Source organism: Streptococcus thermophilus, assembly GCF_010120595.1.
In the GTDB taxonomy this organism is placed as follows: Bacteria; Bacillota; Bacilli; order Lactobacillales; family Streptococcaceae; genus Streptococcus; species Streptococcus thermophilus.
In genome coordinates, this window is sequence record NZ_CP038020.1 from 53,777 (window position 1) to 71,092 (window position 17,316).

The 17,316-nt window shown below is 41.3% G+C and carries 12 protein-coding genes and 1 pseudogene; 1 reads left to right on the forward strand and 12 read right to left on the reverse strand.

From position 1 onward, the window contains the following. Positions 1–28: 28 nt before the first annotated feature. Positions 29–1,088: pseudogene (locus E3C75_RS00265) on the reverse strand (DUF6574 domain-containing protein). A gap of 117 nt (positions 1,089–1,205) precedes the next feature. Continuing rightward, positions 1,206–2,591: a Cof-type HAD-IIB family hydrolase gene (locus tag E3C75_RS00275; RefSeq protein ID WP_084830774.1), complete on the reverse strand. Its 1,386-nt coding sequence runs from the start codon at positions 2,589–2,591 to the stop codon at positions 1,206–1,208. A 73-nt stretch (positions 2,592–2,664) separates the two neighbouring features. Here E3C75_RS00275 and E3C75_RS00280 point away from each other — a divergent pair, with 73 nt between their 5' ends. Beyond that, positions 2,665–3,630 carry an asparaginase gene (locus E3C75_RS00280; protein WP_084830918.1) on the forward strand — a complete coding sequence of 322 codons (966 nt, stop codon included), beginning with the start codon at positions 2,665–2,667 and terminating at the stop codon, positions 3,628–3,630. Between the two features lie 768 nt (positions 3,631–4,398). Here the strand turns inward: E3C75_RS00280 and recG are convergent. The 10 genes from recG to E3C75_RS00330 form a co-directional block, all read right to left on the reverse strand. Continuing rightward, complete coding sequence (recG, locus tag E3C75_RS00285; RefSeq protein WP_100262373.1) at positions 4,399–6,417, reverse strand: ATP-dependent DNA helicase RecG; 2,019 nt, start codon at positions 6,415–6,417, stop codon at positions 4,399–4,401. Between the two features lie 128 nt (positions 6,418–6,545). After that, positions 6,546–7,649 carry an alanine racemase gene (gene alr, locus E3C75_RS00290; RefSeq protein WP_011681611.1) on the reverse strand — a complete coding sequence of 368 codons (1,104 nt, stop codon included), beginning with the start codon at positions 7,647–7,649 and terminating at the stop codon, positions 6,546–6,548. A 20-nt stretch (positions 7,650–7,669) separates the two neighbouring features. Beyond that, on the reverse strand, positions 7,670–8,029 hold the full coding sequence (gene acpS, locus E3C75_RS00295) for a holo-ACP synthase (RefSeq protein ID WP_011681612.1): 360 nt from the start codon (positions 8,027–8,029) through the stop codon (positions 7,670–7,672). Positions 8,030–8,032: 3 nt separating this feature from the next. Next, complete coding sequence (locus tag E3C75_RS00300) at positions 8,033–9,064, reverse strand: 3-deoxy-7-phosphoheptulonate synthase (RefSeq protein ID WP_002951880.1); 1,032 nt, start codon at positions 9,062–9,064, stop codon at positions 8,033–8,035. A 97-nt stretch (positions 9,065–9,161) separates the two neighbouring features. Next, on the reverse strand, positions 9,162–10,193 hold the full coding sequence (locus tag E3C75_RS00305) for a 3-deoxy-7-phosphoheptulonate synthase (RefSeq protein ID WP_011681613.1): 1,032 nt from the start codon (positions 10,191–10,193) through the stop codon (positions 9,162–9,164). Between the two features lie 5 nt (positions 10,194–10,198). Next, positions 10,199–12,766 (reverse strand): preprotein translocase subunit SecA, encoded by a 2,568-nt coding sequence (gene secA, locus E3C75_RS00310; RefSeq protein WP_084829097.1) that lies wholly within the window; start codon positions 12,764–12,766, stop codon positions 10,199–10,201. Between the two features lie 182 nt (positions 12,767–12,948). Then, on the reverse strand, positions 12,949–13,209 hold the full coding sequence (locus E3C75_RS00315; RefSeq protein WP_084829098.1) for a hypothetical protein: 261 nt from the start codon (positions 13,207–13,209) through the stop codon (positions 12,949–12,951). An 86-nt stretch (positions 13,210–13,295) separates the two neighbouring features. Continuing rightward, positions 13,296–14,243: a mannose-6-phosphate isomerase, class I gene (manA, locus tag E3C75_RS00320; protein WP_002951884.1), complete on the reverse strand. Its 948-nt coding sequence runs from the start codon at positions 14,241–14,243 to the stop codon at positions 13,296–13,298. A gap of 65 nt (positions 14,244–14,308) precedes the next feature. Next, complete coding sequence (scrK, locus tag E3C75_RS00325) at positions 14,309–15,202, reverse strand: fructokinase ScrK (protein WP_084829100.1); 894 nt, start codon at positions 15,200–15,202, stop codon at positions 14,309–14,311. A gap of 183 nt (positions 15,203–15,385) precedes the next feature. Continuing rightward, complete coding sequence (locus E3C75_RS00330; RefSeq protein WP_162173392.1) at positions 15,386–17,287, reverse strand: sucrose-specific PTS transporter subunit IIBC; 1,902 nt, start codon at positions 17,285–17,287, stop codon at positions 15,386–15,388. Between the last annotated feature and the right edge of the window lie 29 nt (positions 17,288–17,316).

The following is a 17,316-nucleotide window of genomic DNA, read 5'->3' on the forward strand; positions in this document are numbered from 1 at the left end:
ATCGTTAAGCTTACTTAGATAAGCTTACTTAGAATAGAAGACCTATTGTAAATGATGACATGATAGTAAATACGATTGCAAACAAGATAGACAAAACGAAACCGTTCAAGAGTTCTGCCAAGATCATTTGATAGAACTTATCAGCCTTCCATGCTGTTGTTACAGGAACAATTGTAAAGAGGTTAGCAATTGCAAACAAAGTACAAACGATATTAAGCAAAAAGCTTGGGAAGACAACAAGTCCAATAGCTCCCAACAAGATAGTTACAAGCAATACTGGCAAGGCTAATGATGTCAAACGACCAAAACGATCGAAGCTATTTAAGAAGGTTGTTGCAGGGGCACGAAAGATGGCCTTACGTGTTATAAATCCTGCCAAGATGAAGGAAAAGATAAAGAGGAAGGCAGCTAAAATACTTGCAAAGAAAGCCGCAAAACCAATACTAGATGCATGACTTGAAACTGATGGTGAGTAATCATTTGATCCGAAAGATCCAAAGATACTGCTGAATACACTCGCTGTTGACTCTAAAGTGTTAACCACTTTACGTGCTATTGCGCTCAAGATAGTAAAGAATGCAAGCCCTGTAAAGAATGACAAGAAGATATAATTAAGCCAAGCATTATGTTTACCATAATCTGTCATATCTGCTGGACGACGCCATGCATTAAGCAACCCTGTCCAGTAATTTTTGAAAGTTGTTGCAAATGCTGATGGTCGGGCTGGAACAACTACAGCTTGGCCATTGATAAATTGGATATTTTGACCTGGTTGAAGAGGTTGACCGTTAGCAAAAGCTACTTGCTGACCAGCTTGCCCATTCGCAAAACCAGCTTGTGGTCGCACTGCTTGATTTGGCACTCCTTGGACTGGAGTTGGTTTAAGCCCCTGCAAAGATTGGTTGTGCTGGTGTTTCTTGGGCACTAGCGAAAGCTGGTTGAACTGGCGCTTCTTGTACTGGAGCAGTTTCTGCTGCTGGGGCGTCATCTTGGAACTCACCAGCTGCAAGTGCTGCTGCAATTTCTTCTTCAGTCGCTGAACGACCATTGATGGCTTCAAAAAAGTCTAACCAATCTGCTTTAGTCATAATAATCTCCTTAAAAATACATAGAATGACTTTATTCTATCACAAATAAAGCCATTAATAAATGTCATTTTTATTAGAAAAAGGTTCGGAGCAAACTGTCCAAACCTTTATAACTTCTTATTTACTTCTTTGTAGAGATTTTTGAATCTGACGATCTAGCTCACGTTTAATGTGTGGTTCTGGTGCAAATCGCTCTTCCCAATCACTTGGTTTAAGAATTTTGTGGGTCACAGGATCAAAGTGAGCTTTGCCATCTGGGAAAATTTTACCCATATTAGCCTCATGAACAGTATCAAAGAAAGGCTTAGGATCCACACCCATAAGGACAAATGAGCCATAGGTCAAGTAAAGCAAGTCAGTCAATGCATCCACCTGATCAACCATAGTTGACTCTGAGTGCTCTTTAGAACTAACTTTGAGCGCTGCCTTGTCAAGAGCAGCATGCAAATCTAGAACAGCCTGACCAAAGACACGCTTGTCCCCACCTGATGAAGCATAGAGGAATTCGACAATTTCTTCCAACTTGAAGTCCGAACGGTGACTAGCTTCCTCAATACCGTAAACACGAGGCATATCGATAGTTGAGCCATCCATCAAATGGTGGAAATCCTTAACCTTGTTGAAATTATCATCATCACTGGTAAATGAATTCTCTGTTTCAAAGTGAATCAAACCATAGTGTGACAAGGCTTTGGCAATCCCATTCTGGTTATTAGTATCAGTGACATGGGTAGCCTGGTCTTTCAGTTCATCTTCCCCATTTCCCATGGCAACACCAACGCCGACGCCAGACAGCATTTCTAGATCATTTTCCGAATCCCCAAAGGCCATAACCTCACTGAGTTCGAAACCAAAAACCTCACCTAGATGAGCGATACCTTTCAACTTAGATTGATCCGCTGAAATAATATCGGCTGAGTAAGGACTTGAGCGGGTAATCTTCACATGAGGAAATTTTTCTTCAATATCTTGTGTTTCACCCACCGTCGCTACCATAACTACCTGATAAATAGGCTCACGCATGATAGTTTTAAGGGTTTCAATGCTTTGTGGCTTGAAACGACGAATCAAAGACTTGAAACTACGCTCCACCATCTTAGCCCAGGACTTAGGGACAATACGACTAACGATTTGCCCAAACTTACTCGTCCCCATACTGATGATATTAGAACCAACAAGACCTGTACTAGTCCCTAGAGAAATCTCTCTACGGTGCTTGGTGGCATAGCGAATCAAGTTGTAGACTGTTGATTTAGGGAGCTGGTTTTGATAAAGGACCTTGTCGTGAGTCAAAATATACTGACCGTTATAAGTGACTGCAAAATCCAGACCCAGATTGTCCATGAAAGGCTGGACAAATCCTGGACCACGACCTGTTGCCAAACCAACTAAGATACCATCTTCCTTCATTTGACTGATGGCTTTTTTGGTTGAACTCGACACGCGTTTTCGGTCATTTAGAAAAGTCCCATCAATATCAAAAAAGACTGCTTTAATGGCCACAGAGCTCCCCTCCTTCTAACTTTTTGTGCTAAAATAAATTATACCATAAATAAGATAGTGAGTAGTATAAATGATTAAAAAAATCCTAGTCCTTCATACTGGAGGAACCATTTCCATGTCCGCAGATGACGATGGCAAGGTCAGTCAAAATGCTGATAATCCCATGAACCATGTTGGACTTGATCTAGATAATCTAGCCTTAACTGTTCTAGACTTCTTTAACATCCCTAGCCCACACATTACGCCTTACCACATGCTTGATATTTATAAAAAAATCAAGGAAACAGCTGGACAATATGACGGGGTGGTTATCACCCACGGAACAGATACCCTGGAAGAAACAGCCTACTTCCTAGATACCATGAACGTTCCTGAAATTCCAATCGTCATAACTGGTGCCATGCGTTCGTCAAATGAGCTAGGAAGCGATGGCGTCTACAACTATCTCTCAGCCCTTCGTGTCGCAAGCAATGACAAGGCTGCCGATAAAGGTGTCCTAGTCGTTATGAACGATGAAATCCATGCGGCCAAGTACGTGACTAAGACCCATACTACAAACGTGGCAACCTTCCAAACACCAACCCATGGTCCACTAGGCATCATCATGAAGCATGATATCCTCTGGTTCAAAACTGCTGAGCCTCGTGTTCGCTTTGACTTGAAACAAATTACAGGAACTGTGCCGATCATTAAGGCTTATGCTGGAATGGGAATTGGAGATGGTATCATCAGTCTCCTAGCCCCTGAAAAGATTGACGGCGTGGTTATCGAGGCCCTAGGCGCCGGAAATCTCCCACCACTAGCTGCAAGAGAAATTAAGTCACTTATGGACAAGGGAGTTCCCGTTGTACTCGTTTCCCGTTGCTTTAACGGCATCGCCGAGCCAGTCTATGCCTATGAAGGTGGTGGTGTTAAACTCCAAGAAGCAGGCGTTATGTTCGTCAAAGAACTCAATGCTCCAAAAGCTCGTCTCAAGCTCCTCATTGCACTCAGTGCAGGACTAGAAGGCCAAGAATTGAAAGATTATATTGAGGGGTAAGACATGAAACTTAGCATTGAAGCAACTGATAAATTGGAAAACAAAGATTTCCACTAGGAACTAATCGTCTTACAGACACATGTCACCATGGTCTGTGGTACTGTGCTAGCCAGTCTAGCCCGGATTGCATGGCTGAAGAAAAAATACTAGTTTATAGATAAGGTTTTACTACTTTACAAATAAGATTTGTTCAATGATTCGAAAAACAGAAAAACCAGTTAAGAAAATCTCAACCGGTTACCTTACTTATGTTAATCGCCCAAACTGGTCATTCTTCCGTCTAGACTTGTTATGATTTTAAGAAGAGGGATTCTACGTTATGAAAAAGAAAAAAGGATTTTTGGAAATTGAGGGATGAAAGCTGTAGAATATGGGTAAATTTAGCCTCTTCCTGGGCATCACTATTAGTTTTGATAAACCTTAAAGTCTTGAGGATGCTTTTGAAAATTGGGGTTATAAATTACTTTAATTTTTACTGTCATTGTTTTTCCTCCTTTTTAGGAATGGTTTGACCTAGCCAAAACGTTTTATTATCAAAACCTATCTCGTTTTGATGGTTTTATTATAGGGTCTCTAACTTAAAGAAAGCTTGTAATAAACTTGAAGGAAGCAAAAACTCTCAGTGAGTTCACTGAGAGTTTTTGTTATCATGGATAAAATAAGGTAAAGCCTGCAAAATAAAATATAAGACCTATCATCGTAAGAAAGAAGGCATGGCAGATAGCAAAAAATCGAGTTTTAACCGCTTCTTTTTCATTGGTTTCCTCCTCAGTCAAACTCAGCTTGGTTTCTCAAATGAGCTTCTAGCACCTGCCAATCAGGATTCTCACGCCAGTTAGGGTCAGAAACAATTTGACTGGCCACGCGCCTTGCTTCTTCTAGGATATTATAGTCTTCCACAATATCAGCCACCTGAAATTCAGGAATGCCTGACTGCCGCGTCCCGAAAATCTCTCCTGAGCCACGCATTTTAAGGTCCTCTTCTGCTAAAACAAAACCATCCGTAGTCTCACACATGGCCTGCATGCGTTTTTTACCGGTATCATTTTTAGGATTAGCCACCAAGACACAGTAAGACTGCTTGTCTCCACGCCCTACACGGCCTCGAAGCTGGTGAAGCTGGCTAAGTCCAAAACGATCCGCATCCATAATGACCATAACCGTAGCATTAGGTACGTTAACTCCAACTTCAATAACTGTGGTTGATACTAAAATCTGAGATTTTTTGTCCTTAAAATCCTGCATAATTTGGTCTTTTTCATCATTTTTCATCCGACCATGCATCAGAGCCACCGTAGCTGAATCTCCAAAAAACTCTGTGAGTTCCTGATGAAGGGCAACAGCATTTTTCAAATCAAGAGCCTCAGACTCTTCAATCAAAGGAGAAATAAAATAGACCTGAGCATCTTTTTCCAACTCACTCTTAATCCAAGTCAATACGGTGTCTAGTTGCTCATGTTTAACCCAACGGGTAATAATAGTCTTACGTCCAGCCGGCATCTGATCAATGATTGACACATCCATCTCCCCAAAGGCAGTGATTGCTAAGGTCCTAGGAATGGGTGTTGCTGTCATCATGAGGACATCAGGATTGTCTCCCTTCTCTCGGAAAATACGACGTTGATTAACTCCAAATCGGTGCTGTTCATCAGTAATCACCAACCCAAGTTTATGATAAATCACCGCATCCTGAATCAGTGAGTGAGTTCCCACAATCATTTGAGCCTCCCCAGACTCAATTTTAGAAAGAGCTACTTTCTTATCTGCCATCTTCATCCCAGAAGTTAAGAGGACTACCTTTAGCTCAGGAAAAAGTCCCTTCAAACTCTGATAATGCTGCTCTGCTAAGATTTCCGTCGGCACCATAAGGGCAGACTGCAATCCTGCCGTATAAGCCCCATACATGGCAAGACTAGCAATAACTGTCTTTCCTGAGCCCACGTCTCCCTGCAAGAGACGGTTCATGTGAGCCCCAGATTTCATATCAGCTAGGATTTCTGATAAACTGCGCTCCTGGGCTTTGGTCAGAGGGAAAGGAAGGGTAGCAATCTTGGCTTTTATTTTTACCTCATCGTAAGAAATCGCTAGTCCATTGGTCTCTGATTTATTCTCAGCCTTTAGCACCTGTAAATTCATCTGGAAATAAAAGAGCTCCTCAAACTTAATCCTACGTAGGGCCTGCTTATATTCAGCCAAATCTTTAGGAAAATGCATGACACGCACAGCCTCTTGACGTCCCATGAGACGATACTTGTCCATCAGCACTTGGGGGAGACTTTCCTCCAACAAATTAAGGGCGCCACTGTCAAAAGCTACCTTTATAGCCTTTATCAGCTGGGCCTGACTAACACCCTGAGCCACATGGTAGACTGGCTGCATATCGTCCTCAACATGGGCCAAGACTTTCATACCAGTCACTGCAGACTTCTTACGGTCCCACTTACCAAAGATAGCCACTTCTGCCCCCACCTCAAACTTGTCCACAAGATAAGGCTGATTAAAGAAATTAATGGCAATCACAGCTTCACCCTGCTTTATTTTAAAGCTAAGACGATTACGTTTAAAGCCATAATACTGCACATTGGCCGGTGTTACCACTGTTCCTGTAATGACGGCCTTTTCTCCATCCATCAGTTCAAAGATGGACTTACTCTTAAAATCTTCATATCGAAAAGGAAAATAAAGCAAGAGGTCCCCAACTGTGTGTAAATCTAATTTGGTAAATTTTTCAGCGGACTTAGGACCAAAGCCCTTCAAATCCGCAATTGGTGAATCTAGTTGAATCATATTCTATATCATTTCTATCGAGTTCTGTTCCTTGTAAAAGAGGAAGCCTTATCAGCTATTATAACACATGGAAATGATCTTCCCTAAAATCAAAAAATCCAGTATCAAACTGGATTTCCTTTTTTATATTAGTCATAGCTACGAGGTACACGATCACTAAGTAAACAAAGGACCTCGTAGTTGATTGTGCCACGCTTTTCAGCCACCTCTGTCGCAGTAATGCTCGCTCCTCCATTTTCACCCATAAGCGTAACTGGAGTTCCTAGTGGATAAACCTTAGGAAGGCGAACAGTGATCTGGTCCATAGACACACGCCCAACAATAGGACAAAGTTGTCCATCCACAATAACATGGAAACCTTGTAAATCTCTAGTCCAACCATCCGCATAGCCAATCGGAAGCGTTCCAATAACTTCTTCAGCCGTAGTTGTATAGGTTGCACCGTAACCCACGTCTTGACCGGCTGGAAGGGTCTTAACATGAATAAGAGCTGTCTCTAAACTTAGGGCAGGTTGAATATTATAGGGAAGTTCCAAGACACTGCCACTAGGATTGAGACCATAGATGACAACACCCAGACGTACCGTATTAAAGACGGTTGCTGCATGCCAAATACTTGTCGCTGAGTTGCTAGCGTGCACCAAGCGAGGTCTATCAGTCAAGTTATCCACCAAATCGGTGAAGAAAGATAATTGACGCTTAAATTTACTATCATCTGCTTCATCAGCTGTTGCAAAATGAGTAAAAATACCTTCGACATCAGCACCAAGAGCCTTCAGACCAGCAATCAAGTTATCTGCGTCCTTTAGGTTACGTACCCCAATACGACCCATACCTGAATCAACCTTAATATGACAGGTCAAACCTATCAAATCAAGCCCTTGTTTCTGAGCCAGTGCCAACCACTCAAGTGAGGCCACCGTCAGACTAATGTTTTCTTGAATAGCCAAGGGAACACCATCTGGCAAGACTACTCCCAAAATAAGTATCGGTTGCTCTATGCCAGCTTGACGAAGTTCAAGCGCCTCATCTAGGTTAGAAACACAAAAACCATCCACCTGCTTAGACACATGTTTAGCCACTTCAACAGCGCCATGACCATAAGCATTGGCCTTTACAACTGCAAAAGTCTGCACCTGTTTAGGAATATGACTAACCACTTGTTCAATATTTTCTGAAATTGCTGACAGATCAACCTTTGCCAAGGTTGGTCGATGTAAACTCGCAATCATAAGCTATCCTCTTCCAACACCTATCTCTTGTTTTTTTCTAAAATGACACTTGCCTGAACAAAATCACCACTATGAGAAATGGAGATAAAGACATTTCCTTCAAAAGGCGACTGAGTAACCACGGGAGCTCCCTTATCATTATTTAGAATTTCAATATCCTTAAAACCGACTGCTCCGATTCCAGTACCCCAGGCCTTTGAAAAAGCTTCCTTCCCCGCCCAACGGCCTGCCAGAAACGACATCTGACGCTCTCCAGAAAGGGACTCGAAACGCTCCCATTCTTTTGGTGTCAGTACTTTCTTTGCAAAACGTGGGTTTCGGTCATAGGCCTTTTTAACTGCTGAAATTTCCTGCAAGTCTATACCATGTCCAAAAATCATAAACTATTTTGAAAGGGTAGTATGGATTTCACGAATAAGGTTAACCGTTTTTTCCCAACCGAGGCATGGATCTGTGATTGATTTTCCATAAACTTCAGGTGTATCTTGACGACCATCTTCAAGATAAGATTCAATCATAAAGCCACGCACAGTATCTGCAATACGCTTATCCCACTCACGGTTAAGAAGAACTTCACGCACAATACGGATTTGCTCCATGAAGTTTTTACCAGAGTTATCATGATTTGTATCAACAAGAATAAATGGATTTTCTAAACCAAATTCACTATATTTATCCAAAGCCTTAACTAAGTCCTCGTAGTGGTAGTTAACCTCGTTTTGACCATATTCGTTACTAGAACCACGTAAAATAGCATGTGCTAATGGATTACCGTCTGTTTTCACTTCATGGCCATTGTAGATAAACTCTTGCTCATTGTGAGCAGCATAGATAGCATTGAACATGACATTAAGATTTCCAGAAGTTGGATTTTTCAACCCCGTTGGAACATCAAGCCCCGAAGCCACAAAACGATGTTCTTGATCTTCAACTGATCGAGCACCAATAGCATGGTAACTTAACAAATCTTCAAAATAGATCAGATTTGTCGGATATAGCATCTCATCAGCAAGCGGAAGTCCGGTTTCCCTAATAATGCGAGATTGTAGACGACGCACTGCCTTAATACCTGTTATAAGATCAGTAGCTCCTTCTGCATCAGGTTGGTGAACAAGTCCTTTATAACCATCACCATTTGTGCGTGGTTTAGCCGTATAAACACGCATAACAATGAAAATCTTATCCTTGACTTCCTCTTGCAACTTAGATAGGCGATGAGCATAGTCAAGTACAGCTTTTTCATTATCTGACGAACATGGTCCAATAACTAAGAGAAGACGATCATCCTCACCTTTAATTATCTTAGCTAAGGCACTATCATTAACCTGTTTTTTCGCCAAGTCATCTCCTGTAAGAGCATGTGCTTTTCTTACTTCTGCTGTATCAATTAATGAACTAATTTTATGAATTCCCATTTCCCTATTCTCTACTTCCTATTTTAGATAAAGAGTCGAGCCGTTTGGAAGATCCCAAAACGGCTCAATTCTTTACATTCAGACTGTTTTCAAATTATTATTTTGAAAGTGTTGCGTGAATTTCACGAATCAATTGCTCAGTATTATCCCAACCAAGACATGGGTCAGTAATTGATTTTCCATAAACTTCTGGTGTGTCCTGACGACCATCTTCAAGATAAGACTCGATCATAAATCCACGTGCAAACTTATTGATTTTTTCATTCCAATCACGGTTAATCAAGGTCTGACGTACAATACGTACTTGCTCCAAGTAACGTTTACCAGAATTATCGTGGTTCGTATCAATCACGATAAATGGATTTTGAAGTCCCATCTTTTCATAGGTGTTAATAGTATCAAGGATATCATCATAGTAGAAATTAGGAATATTCTTCCCGTATTCATTTGTTGATCCACGAAGGATAGCGTGTGCTAACGGATTTCCAGATGTCTGAACTTCTTCACCGTTAAAGAGGAAGTCTTGTTTGTTTTGTGCAGCATAGATACCATTAAACATAATGTTAAGGTTACCTGATGTTGGATTTTTCATTCCAGTTGGTACGTCAATACCCGACGCGACGAAACGGTGTTGTTGATCTTCTACAGAACGAGCACCGATGGCAATGTAGGACACAAGGTCATCTACCAAAGGAAGGTTTTCCGGGTAAAGCATTTCGTCAGCAGTTGTGATACCAGTTTCTGTGATAACACGGTAGTGAAGATTACGTACAGCTTTGATACCATTAATTAGATTCGGTTTTCCTTCAGCATCAGGTTGGTGCACAAGCCCTTTATACCCATCACCGTTTGTACGAGGTTTAGCAGTATAAACACGCATAACCATAAATACTTTATCTTTCACTTCTTCTTGAAGTTTAGCCAAACGGTGTGCATAATCAAGAACTGCATCCTCATTATCAGATGAACATGGACCAATCACCAAAAGTGTACGGTTGTCCTCACCCTTGATGATTGCCTCAAGCTCTTTATCACGAGCTTGCTTCTTGGCAAGGGCTTCTCCTGTCAATGTAGTTGATTCTTTAACTGCATCAAAATCAATTTTTTCACTTACTGCTTTAAAAACCATTATAATTACCTATTTCTTTTTATCTTAAACTGTTTACGACCGTGACAATTTTTGAATTTCTTACCAGAGCCACATGGACAGAAGTCATTACGACCAACCTTGCTAAAGTCAATCTCTTGACCATTAGCATCTGCTTGATGTGCTTGAATATTGCCTGTTGCTGTTGTTGAAACACGTTCATTAACATGTTCACGAGATTGTTCGTGGATTTGTGCTTTCATCATCGTACGAGTTACATCATACTCAATAGCACCAATCATATCTTGGAACATCTTGAAACTTTCAGATTGATACTCAACGATTGGGTTGTTTTGCGCATAACCACGCATACCAACGGCGTTACGTAATTGATCAAGGGCATCAATGTGGTCTGTCCACTTATTATCAACAACCATCAAAATCAAGACTTTTTGGAATTCGCGAATAGCCTCCTCTGAACGCAATTTCTTAATTTGACGATCATAAACATTATCTGCTAACTCAGTCAGATAAACCTTGATAGCATCATAATTAACACTACGTTTAGTCACCTCTCCCACTTCTTTTAGATCTTCAAGCGAGATGGCATCCTCAGGAACCAAGGCCTGACGTGCAAAGTTCAAGATACCTTTAAGAGCTTCTTCTTGATCGTTACGACTGTGTCCATCAACCATACGGTTAATAGTACGCTTGATCATAGCCTTGATTTCAGGTTCAAGGTCACGTTCTGCTGTAATAACATCATAACGCTCAGCGTAGATGATTTCACGCTGTTCACGCATAACGTCATCGTACTGAAGGACTTGTTTACGAGTATCGTAGTTATTCCCTTCGACACGTTTTTGAGCTGATTCCACTTGACGGGTCAACATACGTGATTTGATAACAATATCTTCGTCATCAGCGTTCAAACGTTCCAAGACATGCTTGATACGGTCAGAACCGAAACGACGCATCAATTCGTCTTCAAGTGATAGGTAGAATTGAGACTCCCCTGGATCCCCTTGACGTCCCGAACGACCACGCAACTGGTTGTCGATACGACGACTTTCATGACGCTCTGTACCAATGACACAAAGTCCACCAAGCTCCAGAACACCTTCACCAAGTTTGATGTCAGTACCACGACCGGCCATATTGGTCGCAATCGTAACAGCACCACGTTGACCTGCATTCATGATAATATGCGCTTCTTTTTCGTGGTTCTTGGCATTAAGCACTTCGTGAGGAATACCTGCGTCAACCAACATCTTAGAAATCAAGTCAGATGTTTCAACGGCAACCGTACCAATAAGAACTGGTTGCCCCTTCTCATAACGATGCTTAACATCTTGTACCACAGCACGGAATTTAGCATCCAAAGTTGAGTACAGAAGGTCATCATGGTCAATACGTTGAATTGGACGGTTTGTTGGAATTGGGATGACTCGCATGTTATAGATTTCACGGAATTCATCCTCTTCAGTCTTACCAGTACCAGTCATACCTGACAATTTCTTGTACATACGGAACATATTTTGGTAAGTGATTGAGGCAGAAGTCTTGGTTTCCTCTTGGACTGGTACACCTTCTTTAGCCTCAATGGCTTGGTGGAGCCCATCTGAAAAACGACGACCTTCCATGGTACGACCAGTAAATTGGTCAACAATAAGGATTTCTTGCTCAGGACTTACCACGTAGTCAATATCACGCAACATAATGTAGTTGGCACGAAGGGCATTGTCAATATAGTGAGTCAAGGCAACATTGTCAATATCGTACAAATTTTCCAAGTTGAAGAACTCTTCAGCCTTGTCAATACCTGAGTCATTCAAACCAATTGTTTTTGTTGGAATATCAATCGCATAATCATCTTCAGTCAATGTCTTAACAAAAGCATCCGCACGGTGATACAACTGATTAGTTTCTGAACTTACAGGCCCTGATACGATCAATGGTGTACGAGCTTCATCAATAAGAACCGAGTCAACCTCATCGACCAAGGCAAAGTTCAATGGGCGTTGTACCCTGTTTTCCTTACGAACAACCATGTTATCACGAAGATAGTCGAAACCTACCTCTGAGCTGGTTGAGTAAGTGATGTCACAATTATAAGCTTCACGTTTTTCAGCTGGTGATTTAGATGAAAGGTTGATCCCTACTGACAAACCGAGCCAACTATAAAGCTCACCCATTTCAGTCGCATCACGCTCTGAAAGGTATTCGTTAACGGTGATAACGTGTACACCTTCACCTGAAATAGCATTCAAGTAGACAGGCATTGTCGCAGTAAGGGTTTTCCCTTCCCCTGTACGCATCTCCGCTACGTCACCATGGTGAAGCACAATACCACCCATAATTTGCACACGATATGGGAAAAGTCCAAGGACACGTTTCGCTCCCTCACGAACAACCGCAAATGCCTCCGGCAAGAGCTGATCTAGACTTTCTCCGTTTTGATATCGTTGTTTAAATTCTTCTGTTTTTGCCTGAAGTTCTTCATCTGAAAGAGCCGCCATTGCATCAGCATAGCTCTCAACTTTCTTGGCAGTTTTTTCTAGTTTTTTAATTTCGCCCTTATCATTTTCAATGATTTTGCGTAATATATTTGCCATCTTTTTTCCTTTCGACAGTCCTTATCTCCGTATTTTACCACAAATGCCCCTTTTAAACAAGAAATCACTCAAGTATTGACAAAGAAAAAAGCCCTAGTTTAAAGGCTTTCACAACAGATTAGCAAATAAACTAAAACTTCTTTATTAGATTCACTGAAAATATCGACAATAACACTTCAAGGCTATCCCTCAATGATTTCTTGATTCTCTAAGAAATCCTCAAAGTCGTGTAAGAGATTTTCAAAGGCCTGTTCAAAGAAAGCTCTATCACTACTACTATAATCCTTCATAATCATAGGGCTGGCCTCAAAATCCACGTAAAATTCGTATTCCAGGACACCATTTTCCCAGTAAAATTTGATACTAGGAGAGGCTGTCTTTTCACCACACATACCAGAAATTGCCCGTTGCAAACCATAAATGTGGTCTCCATAGTCTTTCAAACGATAATAAGCTCCCTCAAAATAATAGGATCATCCAATTTCAACACGCTCAAAAAGAGCTGATAATGCTTGTTCATTACTCATACTCAAGCCTCGTTAGGGTGACTGACAATCATCTCTAATTGTCCATCAATTTCCCAATCTGTAACATTATTTGGAAGAAGGAAGTGATCACCTTTTTTTAGACAATAAATGCGTGAATCGACAGTCAAAGTCCCATTACCAGAAAGTACTGAACAGAGCAAATAAGGGGCTGATTGCTTGAAATCAACTAATCCACTGAATTTCCATTTGTATACTGTGAAAAAGGCGTTTGATGTCAAACAAGTCATCTCTAACTGCATGGTCTTAACAGTTGATGGGACACTATTTTGGGGCTCCCCAAGATTCAGAACATCAAGAGACTGTTGGATGTGAAGCTCACGTTGATTGCCTTGATCATCTCTACGATCAAAGTCATATACACGATAAGTGGTATCGCTAGATTGTTGTGTTTCTAGGATAAGGATACCTGGACCAATAGCATGCATGGTGCCGCTTGGTACAAAGAAAAAGTCACCTTTTTTTACAGGCGTTTTCGACAAAAGCCCATCCCAATCACCCGCTTCAATCAAAGTTGCCAGCTCTTCCTTGGTTTGAGCCTTGTGGCCATAGATAATTTCAGCGCCCTCTTCGGCGTCAATAATATACCAACACTCCGTCTTTCCTAGTTCACCTTCATGCTCCATACCATAGGCATCGTCTGGGTGTACCTGCACTGACAGCCAATCATTAGCATCCAAAATCTTTGTCAACAAAGGAAATACACTCGCCTTTGGATGTCCAAAAAGTTCTGGTTTGTCTTTGTAAAGTTCTGCTAGATGAAAACCAGAATACTTCCCGTTCTTGACGTAAGATACACCATTAGGATGAGCAGAGATTGCCCAGTATTCTCCAGTGTGTTCACTAGGAATATCATAACCAAACTCTGTCTTAAGTCGATTACCTCCCCATATTTTTTCATGCATTGGCGAATCTAAAAATAAAGGTTCCATTACATCCTCCTGTATAGAGCAAAACGCCTTAAGATCATGTCTTAAAGCGATTTTACATATTTGGGTTATTTGCGTGAGTATTTGTCAGCTACATCTTTGGCAAGTGCAAAGTTACCAAGTGTTGCAGACCCATTACCTGAAACAGCCGGTGTCACAATATACTCAGTCACGTCTGGCACTGGAAGGTAACCATTCAACAGAGCTGTGAATTTTTCACGGACACGGCGAAGCATGTGTTCTTGTCCCATAACACCACCCCCAAAGACGATCACCTCTGGGCGGTAGAGCACAGTTGCTTGGACAGCAGCTTGAGCAATGTAGTAAGATTGAACATCCCAAACCTCAGAGTTTTGCTCAATCAATTCACCACGAATACCTGTACGGGCTTCAAGCGATGGACCAGCAGCCAAACCTTCCAAACATCCGCGGTGGAATGGACACGTTCCGTTAAATTCATTGGCAACATCATTTGGGTGAAGTGGTACATAGACGTGACCCACCTCAGTATGACCTAAGCCACCAAGGAATTCTCCATTTTGAATAGCACCAGCACCAATACCAGTTCCGATAGTGTAATAAACAAGACTCTTAACACCTTTACGAGCAAGTGTTTCACCATAAGCAGATGAATTCACATCAGTCGTAAAGTAGAACGGAACATTAAATTCCTTAGCGATTAAACCAAGAAGGTCTATGTTTGACCAGTGTGGTTTTGGCGTTGAAGTTACAAAACCATATGTTTCTGAATTTGGATCAACATCTATCGGACCAAATGAACCAATAGCGATTCCTTCCAACTGATCTTCATAACGTTTGAAAAATTCAACCGTACGATCAATTGTTTCGTAAGGTGTAGTTGTTGGGAATTGAGTTTTTTCAATGACTTGGAATTTCTCATCACCAACAGCACAAACAAACTTTGTACCACCAGCTTCCAAGCTTCCGTATAGTTTAGCCATATGTAAAGCTAACTCCTTTTATGATTAATAAATAACTATCTTGTCACTATTATAAAGAAAAGCAAGATAAAAGACAATCTAAATAAAAGCATATTTAAGCTGCTACCAACTTGGCTTCATATCACTCTTCTTTATAAAACATTCAACTAAAAAAGCCGAAACAGCTTCGACTTTTCTAGCTTATTATTTAACTGCGATGAAGTCATCACCCTCAGCAACTGAACCAGTTGCTACTGATGAAACATCTTCGTAGTCTGCAGTGTTTGTAACGATAACCATAGTTGTATCGTCAAGACCTGCTTCAGTGATAACTGAGCTATCGAAGGTAGCCAAGACATCACCTTTTTTAACACGTTGATTTGCTTGAACCTTAGCATCAAATCCTTTACCGTCAAGTGAGACAGTATCGATACCGATGTGGATAAGCACTTCAGCACCTTTATCAGATTTTAGACCGTAAGCGTGACCTGTTGGGAAGGCAATTTGCACTTCACCATCAAATGGTGCAACAACTCGGTTACCTGAAGGTTTGATAGCGGAACCTTTACCCATAGCTCCTGAAGAGAAGACTGGGTCATTTACATTTTCCAAAGCTACAACTTCACCTTTAAGTGGTGCAGCAATTGTTTCAGCTTGCAATGCAACTGGAGCAGAACCTGCTGAGGCGATATCTTCAGCAACAACTTCTGTTTGAGCTTCAACCTCTTCCTCTTTATATCCAAAGATCCAAGTAAGAGCGAAACCAAGAGTAAGTGTTACAAGTACCATGATTACATACTTAAGTACTTGACCATTTAGGTAGAGAAGAGTACCAGGAACGATTGTTACACCAAATCCTGTACCAGCAAGGTTAAGGATTGATGCCAACCAACCACCAGCAGCACCAGCGATAAGACCCATGATAAATGGTTTACCGAAACGAAGGTTAACCCCGAAGATAGCTGGTTCAGTGATACCAAGTACTGCTGAAAGACTTGCAGGGAAAGCGAGAGCTTTCAACTTAGAGTCTTTAGTTTTAACACCAACAGCAAGTGTTGCACCAGCTTGAGCAGTCATCGCAGCTGTGATGATAGCGTTAAGTGGGTCTTTACCTGTATTAGAAATAAGGTTAGCTTCAAGCAAGTTGAAAACGTGGTGAACCCCTGTAACGACGATAATTTGGTGAATACCACCTAGAACAAGACCTGCAAGACCAAATGGCAAGGCAAGAATCCACTCTGTACCAGCAAGTACGTAGCTCTCAACTGTGTGGAAGACAGGACCAATGATAAAGAGGGCCAAAGCTGACATCACAGCAAAGACAACAAGTGGACGCAAGAGAAGGTCAAGAACATCTGGAACCCATTTACGAACCCATTGTTCAAACTTAGCACCAATCAAACCTACGAAGAAGGCTGGAAGGACTGAGTTTTGGTAACCAACTACTGGAATAAAGTCAAAGAAGTAAATTGGTTTTGCAGCACCTGATACAACATCCCAAGCATTTGGAAGAACATTGTTAACCATCATCAAACCAAGAACCAAACCAAGAAGTGGTGAACCACCGAAAACGTTAAAGGCTGACCAACAGATCAAGGCTGGGAAGAAGGCAAAGGCTGTATCTGTCAATACAACTGTATAAGTGTAGAAATCAGTAGCAGCGAAGGCTTTAGATGTTGTACCAAAAAGAGCAAGAACTGTATCATTATTGATGGCTCCACGGATACCCATGAAAAGACCAGACGCTACGATAGCTGGAAGCAATGGAACGAAAACGTCACCGAATGAACGGATGGCACGTTGGAACCAGTTCCCTTGTTTAGCAGCTTCTGCTTTTTGTTCGTCTTTAGATGCTGTTGGAAGACCTTGAGCAACGACTTCGTCGTAAATCTTGTTAACAGTACCTGTACCAAATATCATTTGGTATTGACCTGAGTTAAAGAAAGCACCTTGAACTTTTTCAATATTCTCAGCTTTTTCTTTATTGATTTTGTTTTCATCTTTAACCATAACACGTAGACGTGTCGCACAGTGAGCAACACTGTTAACATTTTCACGTCCACCGAGGGCTTCGATGACTTCTTTTGCAATTTGTTTGTAATTCATTTGCAAAATTCTCCTTAATAAAATTTGTT